Origin of the sequence: Sneathiella litorea, from assembly GCF_009882915.1 — a bacterium.
In the GTDB taxonomy this organism is placed as follows: Bacteria; Pseudomonadota; Alphaproteobacteria; order Sneathiellales; family Sneathiellaceae; genus Sneathiella; species Sneathiella litorea.
The window spans coordinates 728,738-746,392 of sequence record NZ_WTUW01000009.1 but is presented as its reverse complement, the minus strand read 5'-3'; the positions used below and the strand labels follow the sequence as shown (position 1 = coordinate 746,392).

16 protein-coding genes are annotated in these 17,655 nt (G+C 49.9%); 11 read left to right on the top strand and 5 right to left on the bottom strand.

Going from position 1 to position 17,655, the window contains the following annotated elements; genetic code table 11:
* Window positions 1–40: 40 nt before the first annotated feature.
* On the bottom strand, window positions 41–271 hold the full coding sequence (locus GQE98_RS17470; protein ID WP_161317151.1) for a DUF1127 domain-containing protein: 231 nt from the start codon (window positions 269–271) through the stop codon (window positions 41–43).
* Window positions 272–422: 151 nt separating this feature from the next.
* Between GQE98_RS17470 and GQE98_RS17465 the strand changes: the two genes are divergently transcribed.
* From GQE98_RS17465 to GQE98_RS17445, 5 genes are all read left to right on the top strand, one after another.
* On the top strand, window positions 423–1,346 hold the full coding sequence (locus tag GQE98_RS17465; protein ID WP_161317149.1) for a transcriptional regulator GcvA: 924 nt from the start codon (window positions 423–425) through the stop codon (window positions 1,344–1,346).
* A 264-nt stretch (window positions 1,347–1,610) separates the two neighbouring features.
* Window positions 1,611–2,813 carry a pyridoxal phosphate-dependent aminotransferase gene (locus GQE98_RS17460; RefSeq protein WP_161317147.1) on the top strand — a complete coding sequence of 401 codons (1,203 nt, stop codon included), beginning with the start codon at window positions 1,611–1,613 and terminating at the stop codon, window positions 2,811–2,813.
* Window positions 2,814–3,004: 191 nt separating this feature from the next.
* Window positions 3,005–5,020 carry an elongation factor G gene (locus GQE98_RS17455; protein ID WP_161317145.1) on the top strand — a complete coding sequence of 672 codons (2,016 nt, stop codon included), beginning with the start codon at window positions 3,005–3,007 and terminating at the stop codon, window positions 5,018–5,020.
* Between the two features lie 100 nt (window positions 5,021–5,120).
* The gene (gene msrP, locus GQE98_RS17450) at window positions 5,121–6,095 is read left to right on the top strand and encodes a protein-methionine-sulfoxide reductase catalytic subunit MsrP (protein ID WP_161317143.1); all 975 of its coding nucleotides are present in this window, start codon (window positions 5,121–5,123) and stop codon (window positions 6,093–6,095) included.
* Window positions 6,096–6,238: 143 nt separating this feature from the next.
* Window positions 6,239–6,532, top strand: coding sequence for an encapsulin-associated ferritin-like protein (locus tag GQE98_RS17445; protein WP_161317141.1), 294 nt, complete (start codon window positions 6,239–6,241; stop codon window positions 6,530–6,532).
* Window positions 6,533–7,303: 771 nt separating this feature from the next.
* Here GQE98_RS17445 and GQE98_RS17440 read toward each other — a convergent pair.
* The 3 genes from GQE98_RS17440 to GQE98_RS17430 form a co-directional block, all read right to left on the bottom strand.
* The gene (locus GQE98_RS17440) at window positions 7,304–8,194 is read right to left on the bottom strand and encodes a LysR family transcriptional regulator (protein ID WP_161317139.1); all 891 of its coding nucleotides are present in this window, start codon (window positions 8,192–8,194) and stop codon (window positions 7,304–7,306) included.
* Between the two features lie 54 nt (window positions 8,195–8,248).
* Window positions 8,249–9,217, bottom strand: coding sequence for a thioredoxin-disulfide reductase (trxB, locus tag GQE98_RS17435; RefSeq protein ID WP_161317137.1), 969 nt, complete (start codon window positions 9,215–9,217; stop codon window positions 8,249–8,251).
* 116 nt (window positions 9,218–9,333) lie between these two features.
* Window positions 9,334–10,320 carry a mitochondrial fission ELM1 family protein gene (locus GQE98_RS17430; protein ID WP_202526371.1) on the bottom strand — a complete coding sequence of 329 codons (987 nt, stop codon included), beginning with the start codon at window positions 10,318–10,320 and terminating at the stop codon, window positions 9,334–9,336.
* 156 nt (window positions 10,321–10,476) lie between these two features.
* Here GQE98_RS17430 and GQE98_RS17425 point away from each other — a divergent pair, with 156 nt between their 5' ends.
* The 3 genes from GQE98_RS17425 (at window position 10,477) to GQE98_RS17415 (ending at window position 13,018) form a co-directional block, all read left to right on the top strand.
* Window positions 10,477–10,980, top strand: coding sequence for an Lrp/AsnC family transcriptional regulator (locus GQE98_RS17425; protein WP_161317135.1), 504 nt, complete (start codon window positions 10,477–10,479; stop codon window positions 10,978–10,980).
* A 50-nt stretch (window positions 10,981–11,030) separates the two neighbouring features.
* Complete coding sequence (locus GQE98_RS17420) at window positions 11,031–12,656, top strand: acyl-CoA synthetase (protein ID WP_161317133.1); 1,626 nt, start codon at window positions 11,031–11,033, stop codon at window positions 12,654–12,656.
* Window positions 12,657–12,745: 89 nt separating this feature from the next.
* The gene (locus GQE98_RS17415) at window positions 12,746–13,018 is read left to right on the top strand and encodes a histidine kinase (protein WP_161317131.1); all 273 of its coding nucleotides are present in this window, start codon (window positions 12,746–12,748) and stop codon (window positions 13,016–13,018) included.
* 400 nt (window positions 13,019–13,418) lie between these two features.
* Here GQE98_RS17415 and GQE98_RS17410 read toward each other — a convergent pair whose 3' ends face one another.
* Window positions 13,419–13,601, bottom strand: a complete 183-nt coding sequence (locus GQE98_RS17410; RefSeq protein WP_161317129.1) for a DUF1192 domain-containing protein — start codon at window positions 13,599–13,601, stop codon at window positions 13,419–13,421.
* A gap of 107 nt (window positions 13,602–13,708) precedes the next feature.
* Here GQE98_RS17410 and GQE98_RS17405 point away from each other — a divergent pair, with 107 nt between their 5' ends.
* From GQE98_RS17405 to GQE98_RS17395, 3 genes are all read left to right on the top strand, one after another.
* Entirely contained in the window at window positions 13,709–14,707 is a 999-nt protein-coding gene (locus tag GQE98_RS17405; protein ID WP_202526370.1) for an NAD(P)H-quinone oxidoreductase, read from the top strand.
* 90 nt (window positions 14,708–14,797) lie between these two features.
* Window positions 14,798–15,568, top strand: a complete 771-nt coding sequence (locus tag GQE98_RS17400) for a DUF1013 domain-containing protein (protein WP_161317127.1) — start codon at window positions 14,798–14,800, stop codon at window positions 15,566–15,568.
* A gap of 164 nt (window positions 15,569–15,732) precedes the next feature.
* Window positions 15,733–17,637, top strand: coding sequence for a propionyl-CoA synthetase (locus tag GQE98_RS17395; RefSeq protein WP_161317125.1), 1,905 nt, complete (start codon window positions 15,733–15,735; stop codon window positions 17,635–17,637).
* The last annotated feature ends 18 nt before the right edge of the window (window positions 17,638–17,655 follow it).

The following is a 17,655-nucleotide window of genomic DNA, read 5'->3' as shown; positions in this document are numbered from 1 at the left end:
AGGGGGAAGGGGACATTTCCGGGCGGATAGTCTTCTGGACTTATGATTGCCAGAAAGACTTAGATGTTTCCAATTTTACGGCAGAGGTTGAAAGCCCCATGTCATTCAAATACTCTTTATCCAAGCTTGCGAGCTGGTGCCGCATGGATGCCCGTTCCTGCCAATTTAGAATTGTTGATGCGATAGATCCCAGGATCCCCTGATTGTCAACATGTCCTGTAACAGGAGCAAATTGCATGTTGCCGCCGTTTGTATATGTTCTCGTTGCCATCTCTCTACTCCTTCACTTAAAATGGAGCCGCCATTTCTAAGGCGTCTCCTCTTGTTCTGATGGAGTATATCTGTCAACTTTCAGACTTGATTACAAACGACAAATTCTAATAGAATGAGTTAGTTTTTCTAATCTGAAATGGGAGCCGGATATGCGCCTTCCCCCACTAAAGGCATTGCGAAGCTTTGAGGCCGCGGCCCGGCATTTGAGCTTTTCTAAGGCGGCCGAAGAGTTGTTCGTGACCCCTGCTGCTGTTAGCCATCAAATCAAGGCGCTGGAGGATTGGCTCGGTGTAACTTTATTTAAGCGATTAAACCGGGCAGTTATTCTGACGAATGAAGGGCAGAATTATCTTGTTGGTGTCAGAAATGGTCTTGAGACAATTAGTTCTGCGACTGAAAAAATTATGCAGCAGGATGTTTCCGGTGCTTTACATGTGGATACCTTGCCCTCATTCGCTTCGCGTTGGCTACTGCCACGCCTACGCCTATTCCGGGAAGCCCATCCTGATATAGATGTACGGCTTTCCGCGTCTGACCATCTCACAGATTTCAACCGTGAGGACGTAGATGTTGTCATACGGTATGGACATGGGAATTATCCCGGCCTTCGCGTGGATAAGATATTGACGGAAGAGGTGATGTTTCCTGTTTGCAGCCCGAGCCTCCTAGAAGGCGAAAATCCTCTTCGCACGCCGGCGGACCTGAAATACCATACCTTGTTGCATGACGATATGCGGATTGACTGGCAGGCCTGGCTCGCCATGGCCGGAGTGATGGATGTAGATCCGAAACGCGGGCCAAGCTTTAATGACAGCTCTATGCTACTCACCGCCGCAATGGAGGGGCAGGGGGTGGCGCTGGGCCGGAGCACGCTTGCTGCAGACGACCTGATCGCGGGCCGACTGGTCCAGCCTTTTGATGTCCAGCCCATGAGAGCTGATCACGCCTACTATATCGTGTGCCCTGAAGAAGTTTCTGATCGCCCGCGGATTGTTGCATTTCGAAACTGGATATTGGAAGAAGCGTCGGTTAGTTCAGGACGCTTTAAATCCCGCACGGAAAAGGCAAGCTGATCACCTCAGTTAAGAAAATCAAGCATCTCTGCCTGTGTTCAACGCGGAACCGGTTCTGTTGGACCGATCTAGGAAAAGGCCAGCCGTTATTGTACGGGTAGTAAAAAATTTCACGATTACGAAATGACCCCGAATTTTATTACGATTTTTGGTTTTTACTATTGAAAACGGGTGGCCTCAGAGTGGAATAAGCGCTATAGACCAATTGCTTGTTGGTGCGAAATTGCACCTTGAATTTACGCTAGCCGAGAGAGATAGGAAGTTATGTCTATAATTGCGGAAAGCCTGGGACGCATTAAACCCTCTGTTACCATTGCTGTGACCACTAAGGCCGCCGAACTCAAGGCAGCCGGACGTGATGTGATTGGCCTGGGTGCCGGTGAGCCGGATTTTGATACGCCGGACAACATCAAGGAAGCTGCAATCCGTGCCATTAATGAAGGCAAGACGAAATATACGGCTGTGGATGGTATACCGGAGCTGAAACAGGCGATCTGCAAGAAATTCAAGCGCGACAATAACCTCGACTATGAACCCTCTCAAGTGACGGTGGGAACCGGCGGCAAACAGATTATTTATAATGCGCTGGTTGCGACCTTGAACCCGGGCGACGAAGTTTTGATCCCGGCACCTTACTGGGTTTCCTATCCTGATATGGTGCTACTTGGTGGCGGGGAGCCGGTTTTTGTGCCGACGACGGCCGCAAATGGCTTCAAGATGCAGGCGGCGGATCTGGAGGCGGCCATCACGCCGAAGACGAAATGGCTAATTTTCAACTCTCCGTCAAACCCTTCTGGCGCAGGCTACAGCCATGACGAACTTAAGGCGCTGACCGACGTATTGGTTCGTCATCCACAGGTCTGGATCCTGACAGACGATATGTATGAACATCTGGTCTATGATGATTTCAAATTTGCAACTCCGGCGGAAGTGGAGCCGGCGCTTTATGACCGGACACTGACAATGAACGGGGTCTCAAAATCCTATGCGATGACGGGCTGGCGGATTGGTTATGGTGCGGGTCCGGTGGAACTGATCAAGGCGATGGCGAAGGTACAATCGCAAAGCACGTCCAACCCCAGTTCAATTAGTCAGTACGCTGCGGTTGAAGCATTAAACGGGCCGCAGGATTTTATTGCGGAGCGGGCAAAAGTTTTTGAAGAGCGACGCGATCTTGTCGTTGGCATGCTCAACCAGGCGACTGGTTTAAGTTGCCCAATGCCCGAAGGAGCCTTTTACGTTTATCCGTCCTGTACGGGCTGCATCGGTAAGAAAACACCGGAGGGTAAGGTGATCGAGAATGATTTCGACTTTGTCTCGGCACTTCTGGAAACCGAAGGCGTGGCCGTGGTGCATGGTGAGGCATTCGGCCTGTCTCCACATTTCCGTGTTTCCTACGCCACCTCGACCGAGGCGTTGACAGAAGCCTGTGAACGTATCCAGCGGTTCTGTGCCAGCCTGAGTTAAGAGATAAAAAATATCAGTTAAAAGGCGGCCGATGATTCGGTCGCCTTTTTTTATGTCTGCCAGAATAATAAGAAAAATAAACTGGTGAGCCCACAATTCTGCGCGTCGTTGTTCCTTGCTGAAATTTTTCCTTGCGCCATTGAGAGCGGAAGAAGAACATTAGAAATATCTAACAAACAAGGGAGGCACGCATGGTCGTAGACAAACCAAAGGGGCCTCGCAGCATCGCGCTGGTAGGCCCCTATTCAAGCGGGAAAACAACTCTTTTAGAAGCCATCCTGCATATCTGTAATGAAACAGACAGAAAGGGGAGCGTTACGGCGGGCACCTCTTGTGGGGATAGCTCCAAGGAGGCGCGGGAGCGTCAAATGGGGGTAGAGGTCAATGCGGCCCATGCTCAATATCTTGGAGATGAATTCACGATCCTGGATTGTCCCGGTTCCATTGAATTTTTTCAGGAAACGGAGAATGCGTTGGCTGGCGTAGATGCCGCTGTGGTCGTCTGCGAACCTGAAAGTGAACGCGTGTTGACATTATCGCCGCTACTGAAAAGCCTGCAGGAAAAAGGGCTGCCAACGTTTATCTTTGTCAATAAAATGGATAAAGCCTATGGGTCTGTGCATGACCTGTTCAACTCCCTTCAGGCTGTTACCGATCGTGCGCTCGTATTGCGCCAGGTTCCTATTTTCAACGATAGTATCATCAGTGGGTATGTCGACCTCGCATCCGAGAGGGCCTATGTCTATAAGGAAGGCGAAGCCTCGCGCATAATCGACCTCCCGCCGGAAATGGCGGAGGAAGAGGGGACGTCTCGTTTTGCAATGCTCGAAAAACTGGCGGACTTCGATGATCATCTGATGGAGGAACTGTTAGAGGATATTGAGCCCGAAAGAGAAGAGATTTATGCGCTGCTCCAGAATGACCTCCGCGAAGGACTGGTTACGCCCGTATTCCTTGGATCAGCCGAGAATGAAAACGGGGTACGCCGCCTGTTGAAAGCCTTACGTCATGAAGCGCCGGAGGCTTCGGTTGCCGCAAAGCGCGCAGGTTATAATCCTTCTTCAGGTGAACCGGTCGCGCAAATTCTCAAGACCTATATGTCCGCACAGGCGGGAAAGCTCTCTCTTGCCCGAATCTGGTCGGGAGAAATAAGCGATGGTGATAGTTTTGCGGTTGGCCGGGTTGGCGGCATTTATCGGTTACAAGGTGGAAAATCTGAAAAGCTGGAAAAGGCGACCGAGGGTGAGATAGTGGCTTTTGGCCGTTTGGATTCGGCACAAACCGGAGATGTCCTTATGGTGGACAAAACAATTAATGCGCCACAAGATGGCGCTTTTGCACCTGTTTACAGTATCGCGCTGGTACCGGAGAGACGAGACGATGAGGTCAAACTCTCGGCGGCGCTGAGCAAGATCCTTGAAGAAGATCCGTCCCTAAAAATGGAGCATAAACAGGAAACGCAGGAGCTGCTGCTCTGGGGGCAGGGGGAAATCCACCTGAACGTTGCCCTTGACCGGATGCGGAATAAATATGGTCTTGAGGTCAAATCTCGACGCCCGAAGGTCGCGTACAAAGAGGCAATCCGCAAGGCGGCAAAGCAACATGCCCGTTATAGAAAACAAAGTGGCGGTCATGGCCAGTTCGGCGACGTGCATATTGAGATAAAGCCGTTGCCGCGTGGATCTGGTTTTAATTTTGACGAGAAAATTGTCGGCGGCTCTGTGCCGCGCCAGTATATTCCGGCGGTCGAGCATGGAGTGAAGGAGTATCTTGAAGAAGGTCCACTTGGTTTTCCAGTAGTCGATGTCGCCGTTACCCTGTTTGATGGGCAGTTCCACTCAGTTGACAGTTCTGAAAATTCCTTCCGCTCTGCCGCGCGAATTGCCATGAGTGAGGGTATGCCGAAATGTGAACCGGTTCTTCTGGAGCCCATTTACAAGGTGGAGCTGTCGATGCCATCGGAATATACGTCAAAGGTAAACAGCATTGTCAGCGGTCGTCGCGGTCAGATCCTCGGCTTTGATGCGCGTGAAGGCTGGGGCGGCTGGGATGTTCTTGAGGCCATGATCCCGGAATCAGAAGTGCACGACCTCATTGTTGATTTGCGGTCTGCAACGCTCGGGGTGGGAACCTATCGGAGTGAGTTTGATCACCTGCAGGAGCTGACAGGACATAATGCGGATAAGGTCCTTCAGAACAAGAATTGAAAAGTTTTCTGAAGGATGCTCACAGACAATTGACTTGTAGTTGATGGTGCGTCGCCTGATTATTCCTCATTTGCTATAAAATATGGAAGGAACAGGGCGCGTGTTGATTAAAATTCCAAAAGGCTGGGAAATTTCCGGAGGCCGAGCGACATCCGAAACCATCTATATGAACCGCCGGAACATACTGAAAGGTATGGCAGGGGCAGGGTTGATTGCCTCCATAGGATCCAATGCCGCTTTTGGTACTGCTTTCGCCGCCGATGGGGAAGACCCGAGCGCAAGTCTTTATCCTGTCCCGCACAATGACTTTTATAAAGTGACGCGGGCGCTGACGCCGGAAAAGATCGCGACAACATATAATAACTTCTATGAGTTCGGTTCACATAAGGAGATTTCCGAAGCTGCTCAGGCTCTTAAAATCCGTCCCTGGACTGTCAAAATTGATGGTATGGTCGAAAAGGAAATGGAAATTGACATTGATGATCTGCTCGCGAAGATGCCGCTTGAAGAGCGTGTGTACCGCCATCGCTGCGTAGAAGCCTGGTCAATGGTGGTTCCCTGGAGTGGGTTCCCGATGAAAGAGCTCGTCAAGCTGGCGGCGCCTATGTCTGGCGCCAAGTATGTCGTCATGCAAACCTTTGAAGATAAATCTGTCGCGCCGGGACAGAGGCAATTCTGGTACCCTTGGCCCTATACAGATGGGTTGACGATCGAAGAGGCGACGAATGATCTTACGTTCCTCGTGACGGGGCTTTATGGGAAGCCCCTGCCGAAGCAAAATGGATCTCCCTTACGGCTCGCGGCACCTTGGAAATATGGTTTCAAGCAGGTCAAATCTATTGTTCGGTTTTCTTTTACGGATAAGCGGCCAGAGACCTTTTGGGAAAAGTTGATTAAGAATGAGTATGGCTTCTGGGCTAATATTAATCCAGAAGTTCCGCATCCGCGTTGGTCACAGGCGACTGAGCGGGATATTGGGACGGGAGAGAGGATTCCGACACTCCTTTATAATGGTTACGGTGAATATGTCGCCGACATTTACAAGAATATGGCGGGGGAACGGCTCTTTATGTAGCACGCCCCTGCTGGCCTCTTTGGATTCTCCATGCATTTGATAAATGAATGCCCATCGGCTTGCGAATGCCGTCGGTTCTGCTAACAATGTGTGACCAATCAATTTGGAAATAGTCGAAACAACGCCAAGGAGGGCGATGCTAAATGGCAAATGAAGGGTATCACGAGCCGATCGAGGAACTTTCTGACGAAACACGGGATATGCATAGAGCAATTACCTCTTTGATGGAGGAGCTTGAGGCTGTTGACTGGTACAATCAGCGAGTTGATGCATGCAAAGATGAGGAATTGAAGAAAATTCTGGCCCATAACCGTGATGAGGAAAAAGAGCATGCCGCGATGGTTCTGGAATGGATTCGCCGGAGAGACTCGACCCTCGATAAGGAACTGCGGGATTATCTATTCAAAGAAGGCAGTATCGGCCATCATCACGGATGATCGGTAATATCAAAAAATTGCCGGCCATAAGTATGGCCGGCAAGTCTGACAGGGAGATGCATCTTCGTAGAAGATGCAAAGGGGTAGACAAGGCAGGGAGGAAGCCTTTTTGACCCCAGCCGGCAAAGCCGATAGTCAGATGATATATATTTCAATATCACATGTTTGTTATATTAGATTTTTCCCCTAAATGTGAATATTTAAAGCCACATGTTGGGTAAGTTTTTCGGAAATGTTGCAAAAAAAGACCGGCCTCAATAAAGAGGCCGGCTTAGTCTAACAGGGAGGTATTGTCTTTCGACAATACAGATTACATGTGATTGGGAGGAATACATGTAACCAATATCAGCAGGGAGCTGATATATAAGGAATGCTGCAATGCAACATTCATGCATTATAAGTAGCCATTGTTAGTCCGGATTTCCACCCTTAATATTGCAGTGCACCCATGCAAAAAATGCATACCTCTATTAAAGCCAATGATTGCTTATTATGCCCATGCCGAGCATATCGACTTAAATTCATTGAAAAAAAATGCCGGCCAAATGAATGGCCGGCAAGTCTAACAGGGAGGTAATATGTCAAGAAGACATAGGATTGCATAAATCAGGGAGGAGATTTTGCAAACCCACCAAAGTACAAGACTTCGGTGAAAACGATTATTGCGTTGCAACATCGTTCGCCGTCTTTGTATAAAATTAGGGTGGAATAGAAAAGATCAATCTTGGCAATGCTACCATGCGCGCTCTGCATAGCTTTATCTGAGATATGCTAAAAGGCGTACTCAGCAACCTTCTGGATCAGGAAATCACGAAAAATAGTCACTCTTTTGGATTTGCGCAGTTCTTCCGGATATACATAATATGAATCGAAGGTCGGACCCCCAATATCCGGCAAAATGCGTATGACGTTGCTATGGCCATGGACAATATAATCCGGCAGGCTGGCAATGCCGAGGCCGCTTTGTACCGCAAGCAGCAATCCATAGACATTATTGACTTTAAAAACCGGTTCTCTCGTTCGCCCGATCTTTGTTAGCTTCTTCATCAGCCAATTTACATTTGATATATTGGAAGGAGCTTCATTCCCGTAAATAATAAGATTGCTTTCGATGATGTCTTCCAGGCTCTTGGGGGTGCCATGCTTCTTGAGAAAATCCGGGGAGGCATAAACATGATGATTGACGGTCATCAGTTTGCGCTGGATGAGGTCGGGCTGTACAGGTGCGCGTAAACGAATGGCAATATCAGCCTCGCGCATACCAAGATCAAGCTCCCGATCAGCAAGGATCAGGTTGACGGTAATTTCAGGGTATAACTCAATAAATTCTCTTATCCGAGGTGTCAGCCAGTTGGCACCTAAGCCAACTGTTGCCGTTACCCTCAATTCTCCAGAGGGCTTCTCGTGAGCATCCATCAGCTGGGCTTGTGTCATCGCAAGCTTCGCAAAAACTTCATGGGCGGTCTGAAACAGCAACTCGCCCTGCTCGGTCAGCAGAAGGCCACGGGCATGCCGATGGAAAAGGGCGACTTGCAGACTCTCCTCAAGCGCGCTTACCTGGCGGCTGATAGCGGATTGACTTAAGTGTAGAGTTTCACCGGCCCGCGTAAAGCTGCCGGCCTCAGCGACCGCATGAAATATGCGTAACTTGTCCCAATCCATTTTTCTGCTCGCAGTGGCGTTCCGACAGTAGTGCCCGTTGGCCTTGCGACCTCTCTATTCGGCGGCTTCAGCCGAGGTGCTTTCATTTTCCGCAAGGAATTTCTCAGCTTCCAGTGCAGCCATACAGCCAGTACCTGCGGCAGTGACCGCTTGACGGTATATTTTGTCCTGGACATCTCCACAGGCAAAGATACCAGCAATATTTGTCGCCGTGGAGTCAGGAGAGGTGATTAGATATCCTTCCTCATCCATGTCGAGTTTACCTTTAAACAGCTCCGTATTTGGCGAATGCCCAATGGCAATGAAGACGCCATGGACGGCAATATCCTGTGTCTTACCGGTTTTGGTATGACGAAGGCGCGCGCCTGTAACACCAAAGGGATCCTCTTCCCCGAGAATCTCCTCCAGAACATGATCCCATATAATTTCGATCTTCGGGTTCTTTTTCAGTCGCTCTACTAATATTTTTTCCGCGCGAAGCTCGTCTCTGCGATGCACCAGCGTGACTTTATCCGCATGATTGGTGAGGTAGATGGCTTCTTCCACTGCCGTATTGCCCCCGCCGATGACCATGACTTCCTTGCCACGATAGAAAAAACCGTCACAGGTCGCACAGGCGGAAACGCCAAAGCCCATGTATTTCTGCTCTGTCGGCAGGCCGAGCCATTTCGCTGCGGCGCCGGTTGCGATAACAACGGACTGGGCAATATACTTGGTGCCTGAATCGGCGGTCGCAACGAATGGGCGCTGCTGCATATCCAGGTCGACTATATAATCATTGAAAATGCGCGTTCCGACATTGCGGGCCTGGGCTTCCATCTGCTCCATCAGCCATGGGCCCTGGATAGGATCTGCGAATCCGGGATAGTTTTCGACGTCGGTTGTAATCGTCAATTGGCCTCCGGGCTGCAATCCATGCACGAGAATTGGGTCAAGAGAGGCGCGGGCCGCGTAAATTGCAGCTGTATCGCCGGCCGGGCCGGAGCCAATGATAAGAACATCCGTGTGGTGAATTTCCGCCATGCCGAACTCCGGGACCAATTGTGCTGTGTTTAAGATACAGGATTATTTATAGCTTGCGGAGAGGCCATGCAAGGGGCAGCTGCAACTTTGCGGGTCAAGACGCCCTTTTTGCTAATTTACCGACCCTGAGAGTGATTATTCCAAGCTTCTGCAACTTCACAGGCAATTTTTTGCGTTTCAAGGAGTGGCGTATAGCTCCAATGTTCAAGCTTACCTGTGAAAGGCCGTATATATCCTTTATCACGCATGCTTTGGTGAAAATGGTTGAACTTCGGATTACCCCCGGGAAGGTCGAAAATATAGACTGGTTTTCCCATGGAGCAGGCTTCACACACCATGTTGACAGAATCGCCTGTTACGATTAGCGCCTCAGCGAGGGCGAGATATCCAAAGTAAGGATTTTCACCCTCCCCCGTCCATAGTTGATGTGGGAGGTCCTTAAGCACCGATTTCAGGATACGTTCATTTTTCGCACCCGTTCGCCGTGATGTTGTTATGAGAAAACTGCAATTTGTCTCTTGATGCAGCGCTTCCAACCTATCGGCAAGATCCTGCATCACCTTATCAGTCATGTCATAGCAACGATTGCTTCCTCCCACCAGGACAGTAACGAGGGGAGAGGGTAAATGTGCTACCTGCGGGGTGAATTTTTCGCCAGCTTCATGCAGTTTGTCCGGTGTGATCCGGCCTAGTGCCCCTAGGCAGACCAGCACATTATCCCCGCGCAGCTTGTCATGCTCGGGCACAATAACCAGGTCGAACTTGCTTGCATCGCAGTTCGGTGTCTGGATATGAATAGTGAATGTTTTTTCGCCACTTGCCTTTTTTATCGCCAGATTAATCGGTATGGCCTGTCGCCCGCAGGTAATCAGAATATCTGGCCAAGGGGGTTCTGGTAAGTCGCCGCTTTTATCGAGGAATTTTAGGGGGCTAATCCAAAGATGGGGGGGCAACCAGCGCCAGGGCTTCGTGGTGACAATTCTTTTCACTTGAAAATCAAGCCCTAAAGCCTCGGCAAGGCCAATACACTGGATCTCCATTCCCGCGCTACCATCGGTGAGAACCCAGCAGGAAGCCTCCTTGATTGTGCTTTCCATAGTCATTTTGCTGGCATAGGCCCTGTATCCCGCATGGGTCAAGTGTTTTGGGGCAGGTTCGTGTAATTTTCTTTCTCTTTTTGGCATAGTCCCTGCTTCTATTGCTTGGCCTTGCGCAATCTTTGTAATAATATTGCGCGCAACTGATAGTCGGAGGACATAATGCAACGCGTTAAGCTGGACGAAATCGATCGCCGTATCCTGCATGATCTGCAGGAAGATGGACGTATCACCAATGTGGAACTGGCCAAAAATGCCGGTATTTCCGCGCCTCCGTGCCTCAGGCGTGTCCGGGCCCTTGAAGAGGCAGGGTATATCGGAGGGTATCATGCGCAGTTAAACGCTGAGCATCTGGGATATGGCGTTACTATTTTTGCGCTGGTCGGACTGCAAAGTCAGGCGGAAACTGATCTTTCCGCTTTCGAAGGGCTGGTCAAATCCTGGCCATTAGTTCGCGAGTGCTACATGCTTGCGGGCGAAAATGATTTTATCTTGAAAGTGGTGGCAAAGGACTGGGACACATACCAGCATTTTCTGACGCATGAACTAACGGCTGCCCCGAATGTCGAACATGTCAAGACATCTCTGGGCATTCGGGTTTCGAAATTCCTACCCGGAGTACCAGTGGACCTGGGCGATAACCTTGAAGATGGCAAAGAAGGCTGAAAAGGCCCGACAAGCAGAAGTACGTTCTGGAAAAAGATTGGGAGACTCTTTTGACTAAAAATCCATATCAAACGGATCTTGACAGTAATTCCGCAAATTACGATTCCTTGTCACCCCTGACTTTCCTGTCCCGGTCGGCGGAAGTTTATCCTGAGCAGACCGCAATCATTCACGGAGATCTCAAATATAACTACCGGGAGTTCTATGCGCGGTCGCGTCAGCTAGCGAGTGCGCTGACGAAGCGCGGTATCGCTGAAGGGGACACGGTATCGATGATGGCGCCGAATATCCCATCGGTTCTGGAGGCACATTACGGTGTTCCCATGACGGGGGCGGTCCTGAATACGCTTAATACTCGCCTTGATGCCGCAGCGCTCGCTTTCATTCTGGATCATGGAGAATGCAAGGTCTTGCTAACGGATCGTGAGTATTCTTCTTTGGTCAAAGAGGCTTTATCTCTTGCTGAAGTCAAACCCTTTGTCATTGATATCGATGATTCTCTTGCCGATGGCGGTGAAATGATCGGTGATATGGAATACGAAGATTTTCTGGCTACAGGTGATCCGGAGTTTGAATGGCGTGGCCCCAAGGATGAATGGCAGGCGATCTCACTTAATTACACTTCCGGGACGACCGGGGATCCAAAGGGCGTTGTCTATCATCATCGTGGCGCGTACCTCGCGGCAATGGGAAATGCGGTTTCGTGGAGTCTGCCGAAACATCCAATATATCTATGGACCCTCCCGATGTTTCATTGCAATGGATGGTGCTTTCCCTGGACCCTGACCGCAGTCGGCGGCACTCATGTTTGCCTTCGCAAGATCGAGGCGAGTGCGATTTATAGCGAGATGCAGAGGTGTCAGGTGACCCACATGTGCGGCGCGCCGATTATTCTATCTATGTTGATCAATGCGTCAGATGAAGACAAGGCAAAGGCGCCTTCTGGTGTGAAATTTATGGTTGCTGCGGCGCCGCCACCGGCCGCAGTTCTTGCCGAAATGGATAGCATGGGATTTGATGTCACGCATGTGTATGGTTTGACAGAAACCTACGGCCCTTCAGTCCTATGTGACTGGAATTCCAACTGGAATGAAAAACCGGTGGAGGATAGAGCTGCACTCAAGGCCCGTCAGGGCGTTCGCTATCATGCGCTTGCCGATCTTGAAGTCATGGACTCAAAGACGATGACGCCCGTCCCGCGGGACGGGAATACGATGGGTGAGGTGATGTTGCGTGGCAACTTGATCATGAAGGGTTATCTCAAGAACCCTAAAACCACCCAGGATTCTTTTGCAGGCGGTTGGTTCCATTCAGGGGATCTTGGTGTCGTTCATGAAGATGGTTATCTGGAGCTCCGCGATCGCTCCAAAGATATTATTATCTCTGGCGGAGAGAATATATCCACCATTGAAGTCGAAAGCGTGCTCTACAAGCATCCGGCGGTTCTGGAAGCTGCTGTAGTTGCGCGCCCGGATGAAAAATGGGGTGAAACTCCCTGTGCCTTTATTACGCTGCGCGCGGGAAGAAATGTGTCAGAGGCAGAGATCATCAAATTCTGTCGTGATAACATGGCTCACTTCAAATGTCCGAAAACGGTCGTCTTTGACGAGCTGCCAAAAACCTCTACGGGTAAGGTGCAGAAGTTTGTTCTTCGTGAAAGGGCGAAGAATTTTTAGTGTAATTTGGAAGTAAACTGGCAAATTATCAAAAATTTAACCGAAAATAGGCATATTGATCCCCAGATCCTGGTAAGGAGGGCATTAATGTGACCCACTATTTGGTAACTGAAGAAAATCCTGAGGGTAAAAAACTTGAAGATGTCCTTTCTATGGTGCGAAAGGATATTCTGGAACGCTGCGCATTGATCACCGATGATCAGCGAACCGAGGCGAAAGCAGTGTTGGCCAACAATATGCGTATCCTCAACCTATTGACGGATGCTGTATTACTGGCAGAAGACAGCACAAACATTCTTGATAAGGCATTTGGGCCGAGCCAGGCATCAAAAGGGGGGCCGCCCCGTATTGGTCATTTATGAGAATTTGGAAATTGTACTAGAAATAGCTGAGGGGGCTGTCATTTCCGACGCCCCCTCTTTTTTTTATGCCTCAACCTGTCAGACTTGCTTCTGATGGGCGAAATTAAAACTCTGAATACGCGAAAGAGTCAAGGGCTATGTTGCATTTTTATGAAGCATCGAAAATGCCATCATACAAAAAAGGAGCCGCCCTTATAAAAGGCGGCTCAAGTCAACAGGGAGGCGTCATAAAGACTGGAAATAGGGATTCCAACCTTATGTAACCCAAGCCGGGTTACAGTATCCAATTTAACCATCATTCCTTAAATTACAATTAATGAATATACACTTTTAGGTTTTTTTTGAAGAAAACAAAGCCTTGATTCGCCCTTAAGGAGGCTTGAAACTGGAGTGTTTAGCGTTAGTTTTTAAAGAATCCGGAGGCGGCTTTTTGGGCTGCTTCCTTTTTGGTGATTATTTTCCTGGTTTTCTCAATTTCCTCATTCAAGCTGGCAATATATTCATATAGATCTGTAATTGACATACTGTCGAAATTTACGGGGCTGTTCCCGAAGATAGGTTTATCGTCATCATTACTTGTCATCGCCAAATTCCTCAATATGCTAGGCAGCCATTTCAATAAGATAATGAATCATGATCCGACTGTCTGCGCCTTTAGGTCGGACTTTCTAAAAAATCCTGGAGATTAAAATGACAAATTTGCCCGAAACAATGACAGCCATCGAAATCAAGGAATTTGGCGGGCCGGAAGAATTGGTCCCGACAAGTCGCCCGGTACCGGAACCTGGTCATGATGAGGTGTTGATTAAAGTTGCTGCCGCCGGGGTGAATCGGCCTGATGTGCTGCAGCGAAAGGGTGGATATGCGCCACCTCCCGGTGCATCTGATATTCCGGGTCTTGAAGTCTCCGGGACAGTTGCAGCAGTAGGCGCGGGCGTTACAAAATATAAAGCGGGAGATCAGCTCTGTGCGCTGGTTGCCGGCGGCGGCTATGCAGAATATTGCGTTGCTCCCGAGGCGCAATGTCTGGATGTTCCGCAAGGTTTTGATTTGGTGCAAGCTGCGGCGATACCGGAGACCTTTTTTACCGTCTGGACAAATGTATTTGACCGTGGTCGGCTAACAGGGGGCGAGACCTTCCTGGTGCATGGCGGTGCGAGTGGTATTGGCACAACGGCAATTCAGCTTGCCAAGGCGTTTGGCGCGCGTGTTTTCACGACGGCGTCGACAGATGAAAAATGCCGCGCCGTAGAAGAACTCGGGGCAGAACGTGGAATCAATTATAAAACCGAGGATTTTGTCTCGGTCGTCAAGGAACTCACCGGTGGCAAGGGCGTCGATCTTGTTCTCGACATGATCGGGGGTGATTATATTCAACGAAATATTTCGGCAATGGCGGTCGAGGGGCGTCTTGTCTATATAGCTTTCCTCGGCGGTGCGGAGGTTAAAGTTAATTTCGCTCCCATGATGCTGAAACGTTTGACAATTACCGGATCGACCCTGCGCCCCCAATCCGTTCAGGCGAAATCGGATATCGGGGATCGGCTGAAGGCGAAAGTCTGGCCTTTGCTGTCTGCCGGTACCGTCAAGCCTGTGATGGATAGTACCTTCCCCCTTACCGATGCCGCGGCAGCGCATCGACGTATCGACGATAGCGCCCATATTGGGAAAATCGTTTTAAAGGTTTAGGTGTGGACTTTGCGGCGGTTTTTCGCCATATACATAAAAGAATTATGTAGGGGTTCGTATGTTCAGTAGTCGGACCGAAAAGGAGACTTTATGGTAACGCCATTATTGCCAAAGGCGACGGCTGTTTGGCTCGTTGACAATACATCCTTGTCATTTGGTCAAATCGCGGATTTTTGCGGCCTGCATTCGCTGGAAGTTCAGGGAATTGCCGATGGCGAAGTTGCTGTGGGTATTGTTGGACTGGATCCCATTGCCAACGGGCAGCTTACGCAAGAAGAGATTGACCGCTGTCAGGGCGACCCGGCAGCGCGGCTTGAAATCAGCAAGCCCGCAGGCGATGTTCCGCAACCTCGTCGGAGGGGAGGACGATACACGCCGGTTTCCCGTCGTGGTGATCGACCAGATGCTATTTCCTGGCTGATCAAATTTCATCCTGAGCTTACTGATGCGCAGATTTCCAAGCTGGTTGGAACAACAAAAACCACGATTACGGCGGTGCGCGACCGGAGCCATTGGAATGCTCAGAATATTCGTCCCCGGGATCCGGTTAGCCTTGGCATTTGTACACAGCTTGAACTTGACGAGGCTGTCCAGAAATCCGCTCATCGCCGTACGGATGAAGATCGCGGTAAATTGATGGAAGAAGTTGCTGCCGCCGTTGCGGCGGAAGCTGCGGCTGTGCCACTCACACCCTATGAGTTGAAGAAGCAGCAGGTTCAAAAAGAAGAGGCCTATGATCCGCGCGCTGAGGCTGAGGCAGTTTTTGGTAAAACGGCTGCCAAGAAAAAGGAAGATGAGGAGGATCGGAAGGGCGGCGCCAAGACGTTTGATGATCTGTTTAAATCTTCTTCAGAAGATTGAGTAAGAAGTAACCACCGAAACCCGCGGGAATGCAATTTCCCGCGGGAATTTTTTTGATGTCAACTGTTGGAGATGCGATAATTTGTCTCGCTTGTTTCTGTTGACATTCCCGTCTGACAATTGTTTTTCTATAAATAAATAGAAGAAACTCAGGGAGGCAATCCATGGCCAGTTATGAAGAAGATTACAAAGAATCTTTGCAAAACCCGGAGACGTTCTGGGCTAATGCCGCGAAAGAGATTAGCTGGAGCAAACCCTGGGATCGTGTGCTGAATTCAGATAATCCCCCCTTTTACCGTTGGTTTGAAGGGGCGGAGATGAATACCTGCTATAATTGTCTCGACCGTCATGTCGAAGATGGGAGAGGTGATCAGGATGCCCTTATTTATGACAGCCCGATAACCGGCCAAATCAAGAAATATACCTATCGTGAACTTACCGATGTGGTGGCACGGTTTGCTGGTGCTCTGACGGGTCTGGGAATCAAAAAAGGCGATCGGGTGCTGGTTTATATGCCGATGATACCAGAGGCATTGGTGGCCATGCTGGCCTGTGCGCGCATCGGTGCAATACATTCTGTCGTCTTTGGTGGGTTTGCGCCACAGGAATTGGCAACACGTATCGACGATGCCAAACCTGTCGCGATAATCGCCGCCTCCTGCGGAATAGAACCTAACCGCACCATCGCCTACAAACCCCTGATTGATGCGGCGATTGACATGTCCAATCATAAACCGGCCAACAGTATTATTTTGCAGCGCCCAGAGTGTGAAGCGGAAATGAAGGCCGGACGGGATCATGACTGGCGTGAGTTGGAGGCCGGGGCTGAGCCCGAACCATGTGTGCCCGTTGCGGCAACCGATCCGCTTTATATTCTCTATACATCGGGCACGACCGGTGTACCAAAAGGGGTGGTTCGCGATAATGGCGGGCATGCGGTTGCCCTTCGATGGTCCATGAAATATGTTTACAATATTAACCCGGGCGATGTTTTCTGGGCGGCATCCGATGTCGGCTGGGTGGTAGGCCATTCCTATATTGTTTATGCGCCACTCCTGCATGGGTGCACGACTATTCTGTTTGAAGGAAAACCTATCGGGACTCCGGATGCCGGGACATTTTGGCGGGTCATACAGGATCACAAGGTTAAAGCTCTTTTCACTGCGCCGACTGCTTTTCGCGCTATTCGTCAGCAGGATCCGGAGGGGAAATTCATATCAAAATATGACTTGAGTAACTTTGATACCTTGTTTCTCGCAGGAGAACGAGCAGATCCTGATACAATCAGTTGGGCACAGGAACAGCTTAAGGTTCCCGTCATCGATCATTGGTGGCAGACGGAAACTGGCTGGGCTATTGGTGCCAATTGTATGGGGTACGGCATGAAGCCAGTTAAGCTTGGCAGTCCGACGTTCCCGGTTCCAGGTTATGATATCCGGATCATCAATGAAGAGGGCGGCTTTGCTGAAATGAAGCGCGGTGACATTGGTGTGATTGCCGTGAAATTACCACTCCCCCCCGGATCATTACCAACGCTTTGGCAGAATGATGACGGGTATGTCAAAGCCTATATGGCGGATATTCCGGGGTATTATAAGACCGGGGATGCCGGATATATTGATGAGGACGGATATCTCTTCATCATGGCGCGAACCGATGATATCATCAATGTCGCGGGCCATCGTCTTTCTACAGGCGGTATGGAGGAAGTGCTCTCCGGTCACCGTGATGTTGCTGAATGCGCAGTGATGGGGGTTCAGGACAGCTTGAAAGGGCAGGTGCCCATGGGGTTCGTTGTTCTCAACGCTGGTGTCAATCGTCCGGAAGAAGATATCCAGAAGGAGTTGGTTGCCCTCGTTCGAGAGAAAATCGGCCCTGTCGCAGCCTTCAAACTTGCCCTTGTCGTGAAACGGCTTCCCAAAACCCGGTCAGGAAAAATCCTGCGCGGGGTTATGCGGAAGATTGCAGATGGAGAAGAGTATAAAGCTCCTGCGACGATAGATGATCCTGAAGTACTGACAGAAATTACAGAGGTTCTGACAAAAGTGGGCTATCCTGCCGAGAGATAGAGGTCTCTCCTCGTTGCT

Coding starts and splice junctions, on each gene's coding strand:
- GQE98_RS17445 (WP_161317141.1), top strand. CDS start 6,239: ATGGCAAATGAAGGGTATCACGAGCCGATCGAGGAACTTTCTGACGAA.
- GQE98_RS17470 (WP_161317151.1), bottom strand. CDS start 271: ATGGCAACGAGAACATATACAAACGGCGGCAACATGCAATTTGCTCCT.
- GQE98_RS17465 (WP_161317149.1), top strand. CDS start 423: ATGCGCCTTCCCCCACTAAAGGCATTGCGAAGCTTTGAGGCCGCGGCC.
- GQE98_RS17455 (WP_161317145.1), top strand. CDS start 3,005: ATGGTCGTAGACAAACCAAAGGGGCCTCGCAGCATCGCGCTGGTAGGC.
- GQE98_RS17430 (WP_202526371.1), bottom strand. CDS start 10,320: ATGACTATGGAAAGCACAATCAAGGAGGCTTCCTGCTGGGTTCTCACC.
- trxB (WP_161317137.1), bottom strand. CDS start 9,217: ATGGCGGAAATTCACCACACGGATGTTCTTATCATTGGCTCCGGCCCG.
- GQE98_RS17440 (WP_161317139.1), bottom strand. CDS start 8,194: ATGGATTGGGACAAGTTACGCATATTTCATGCGGTCGCTGAGGCCGGC.
- GQE98_RS17405 (WP_202526370.1), top strand. CDS start 13,709: ATGACAAATTTGCCCGAAACAATGACAGCCATCGAAATCAAGGAATTT.
- GQE98_RS17410 (WP_161317129.1), bottom strand. CDS start 13,601: ATGACAAGTAATGATGACGATAAACCTATCTTCGGGAACAGCCCCGTA.
- GQE98_RS17425 (WP_161317135.1), top strand. CDS start 10,477: ATGCAACGCGTTAAGCTGGACGAAATCGATCGCCGTATCCTGCATGAT.
- GQE98_RS17395 (WP_161317125.1), top strand. CDS start 15,733: ATGGCCAGTTATGAAGAAGATTACAAAGAATCTTTGCAAAACCCGGAG.
- GQE98_RS17460 (WP_161317147.1), top strand. CDS start 1,611: ATGTCTATAATTGCGGAAAGCCTGGGACGCATTAAACCCTCTGTTACC.
- GQE98_RS17400 (WP_161317127.1), top strand. CDS start 14,798: ATGGTAACGCCATTATTGCCAAAGGCGACGGCTGTTTGGCTCGTTGAC.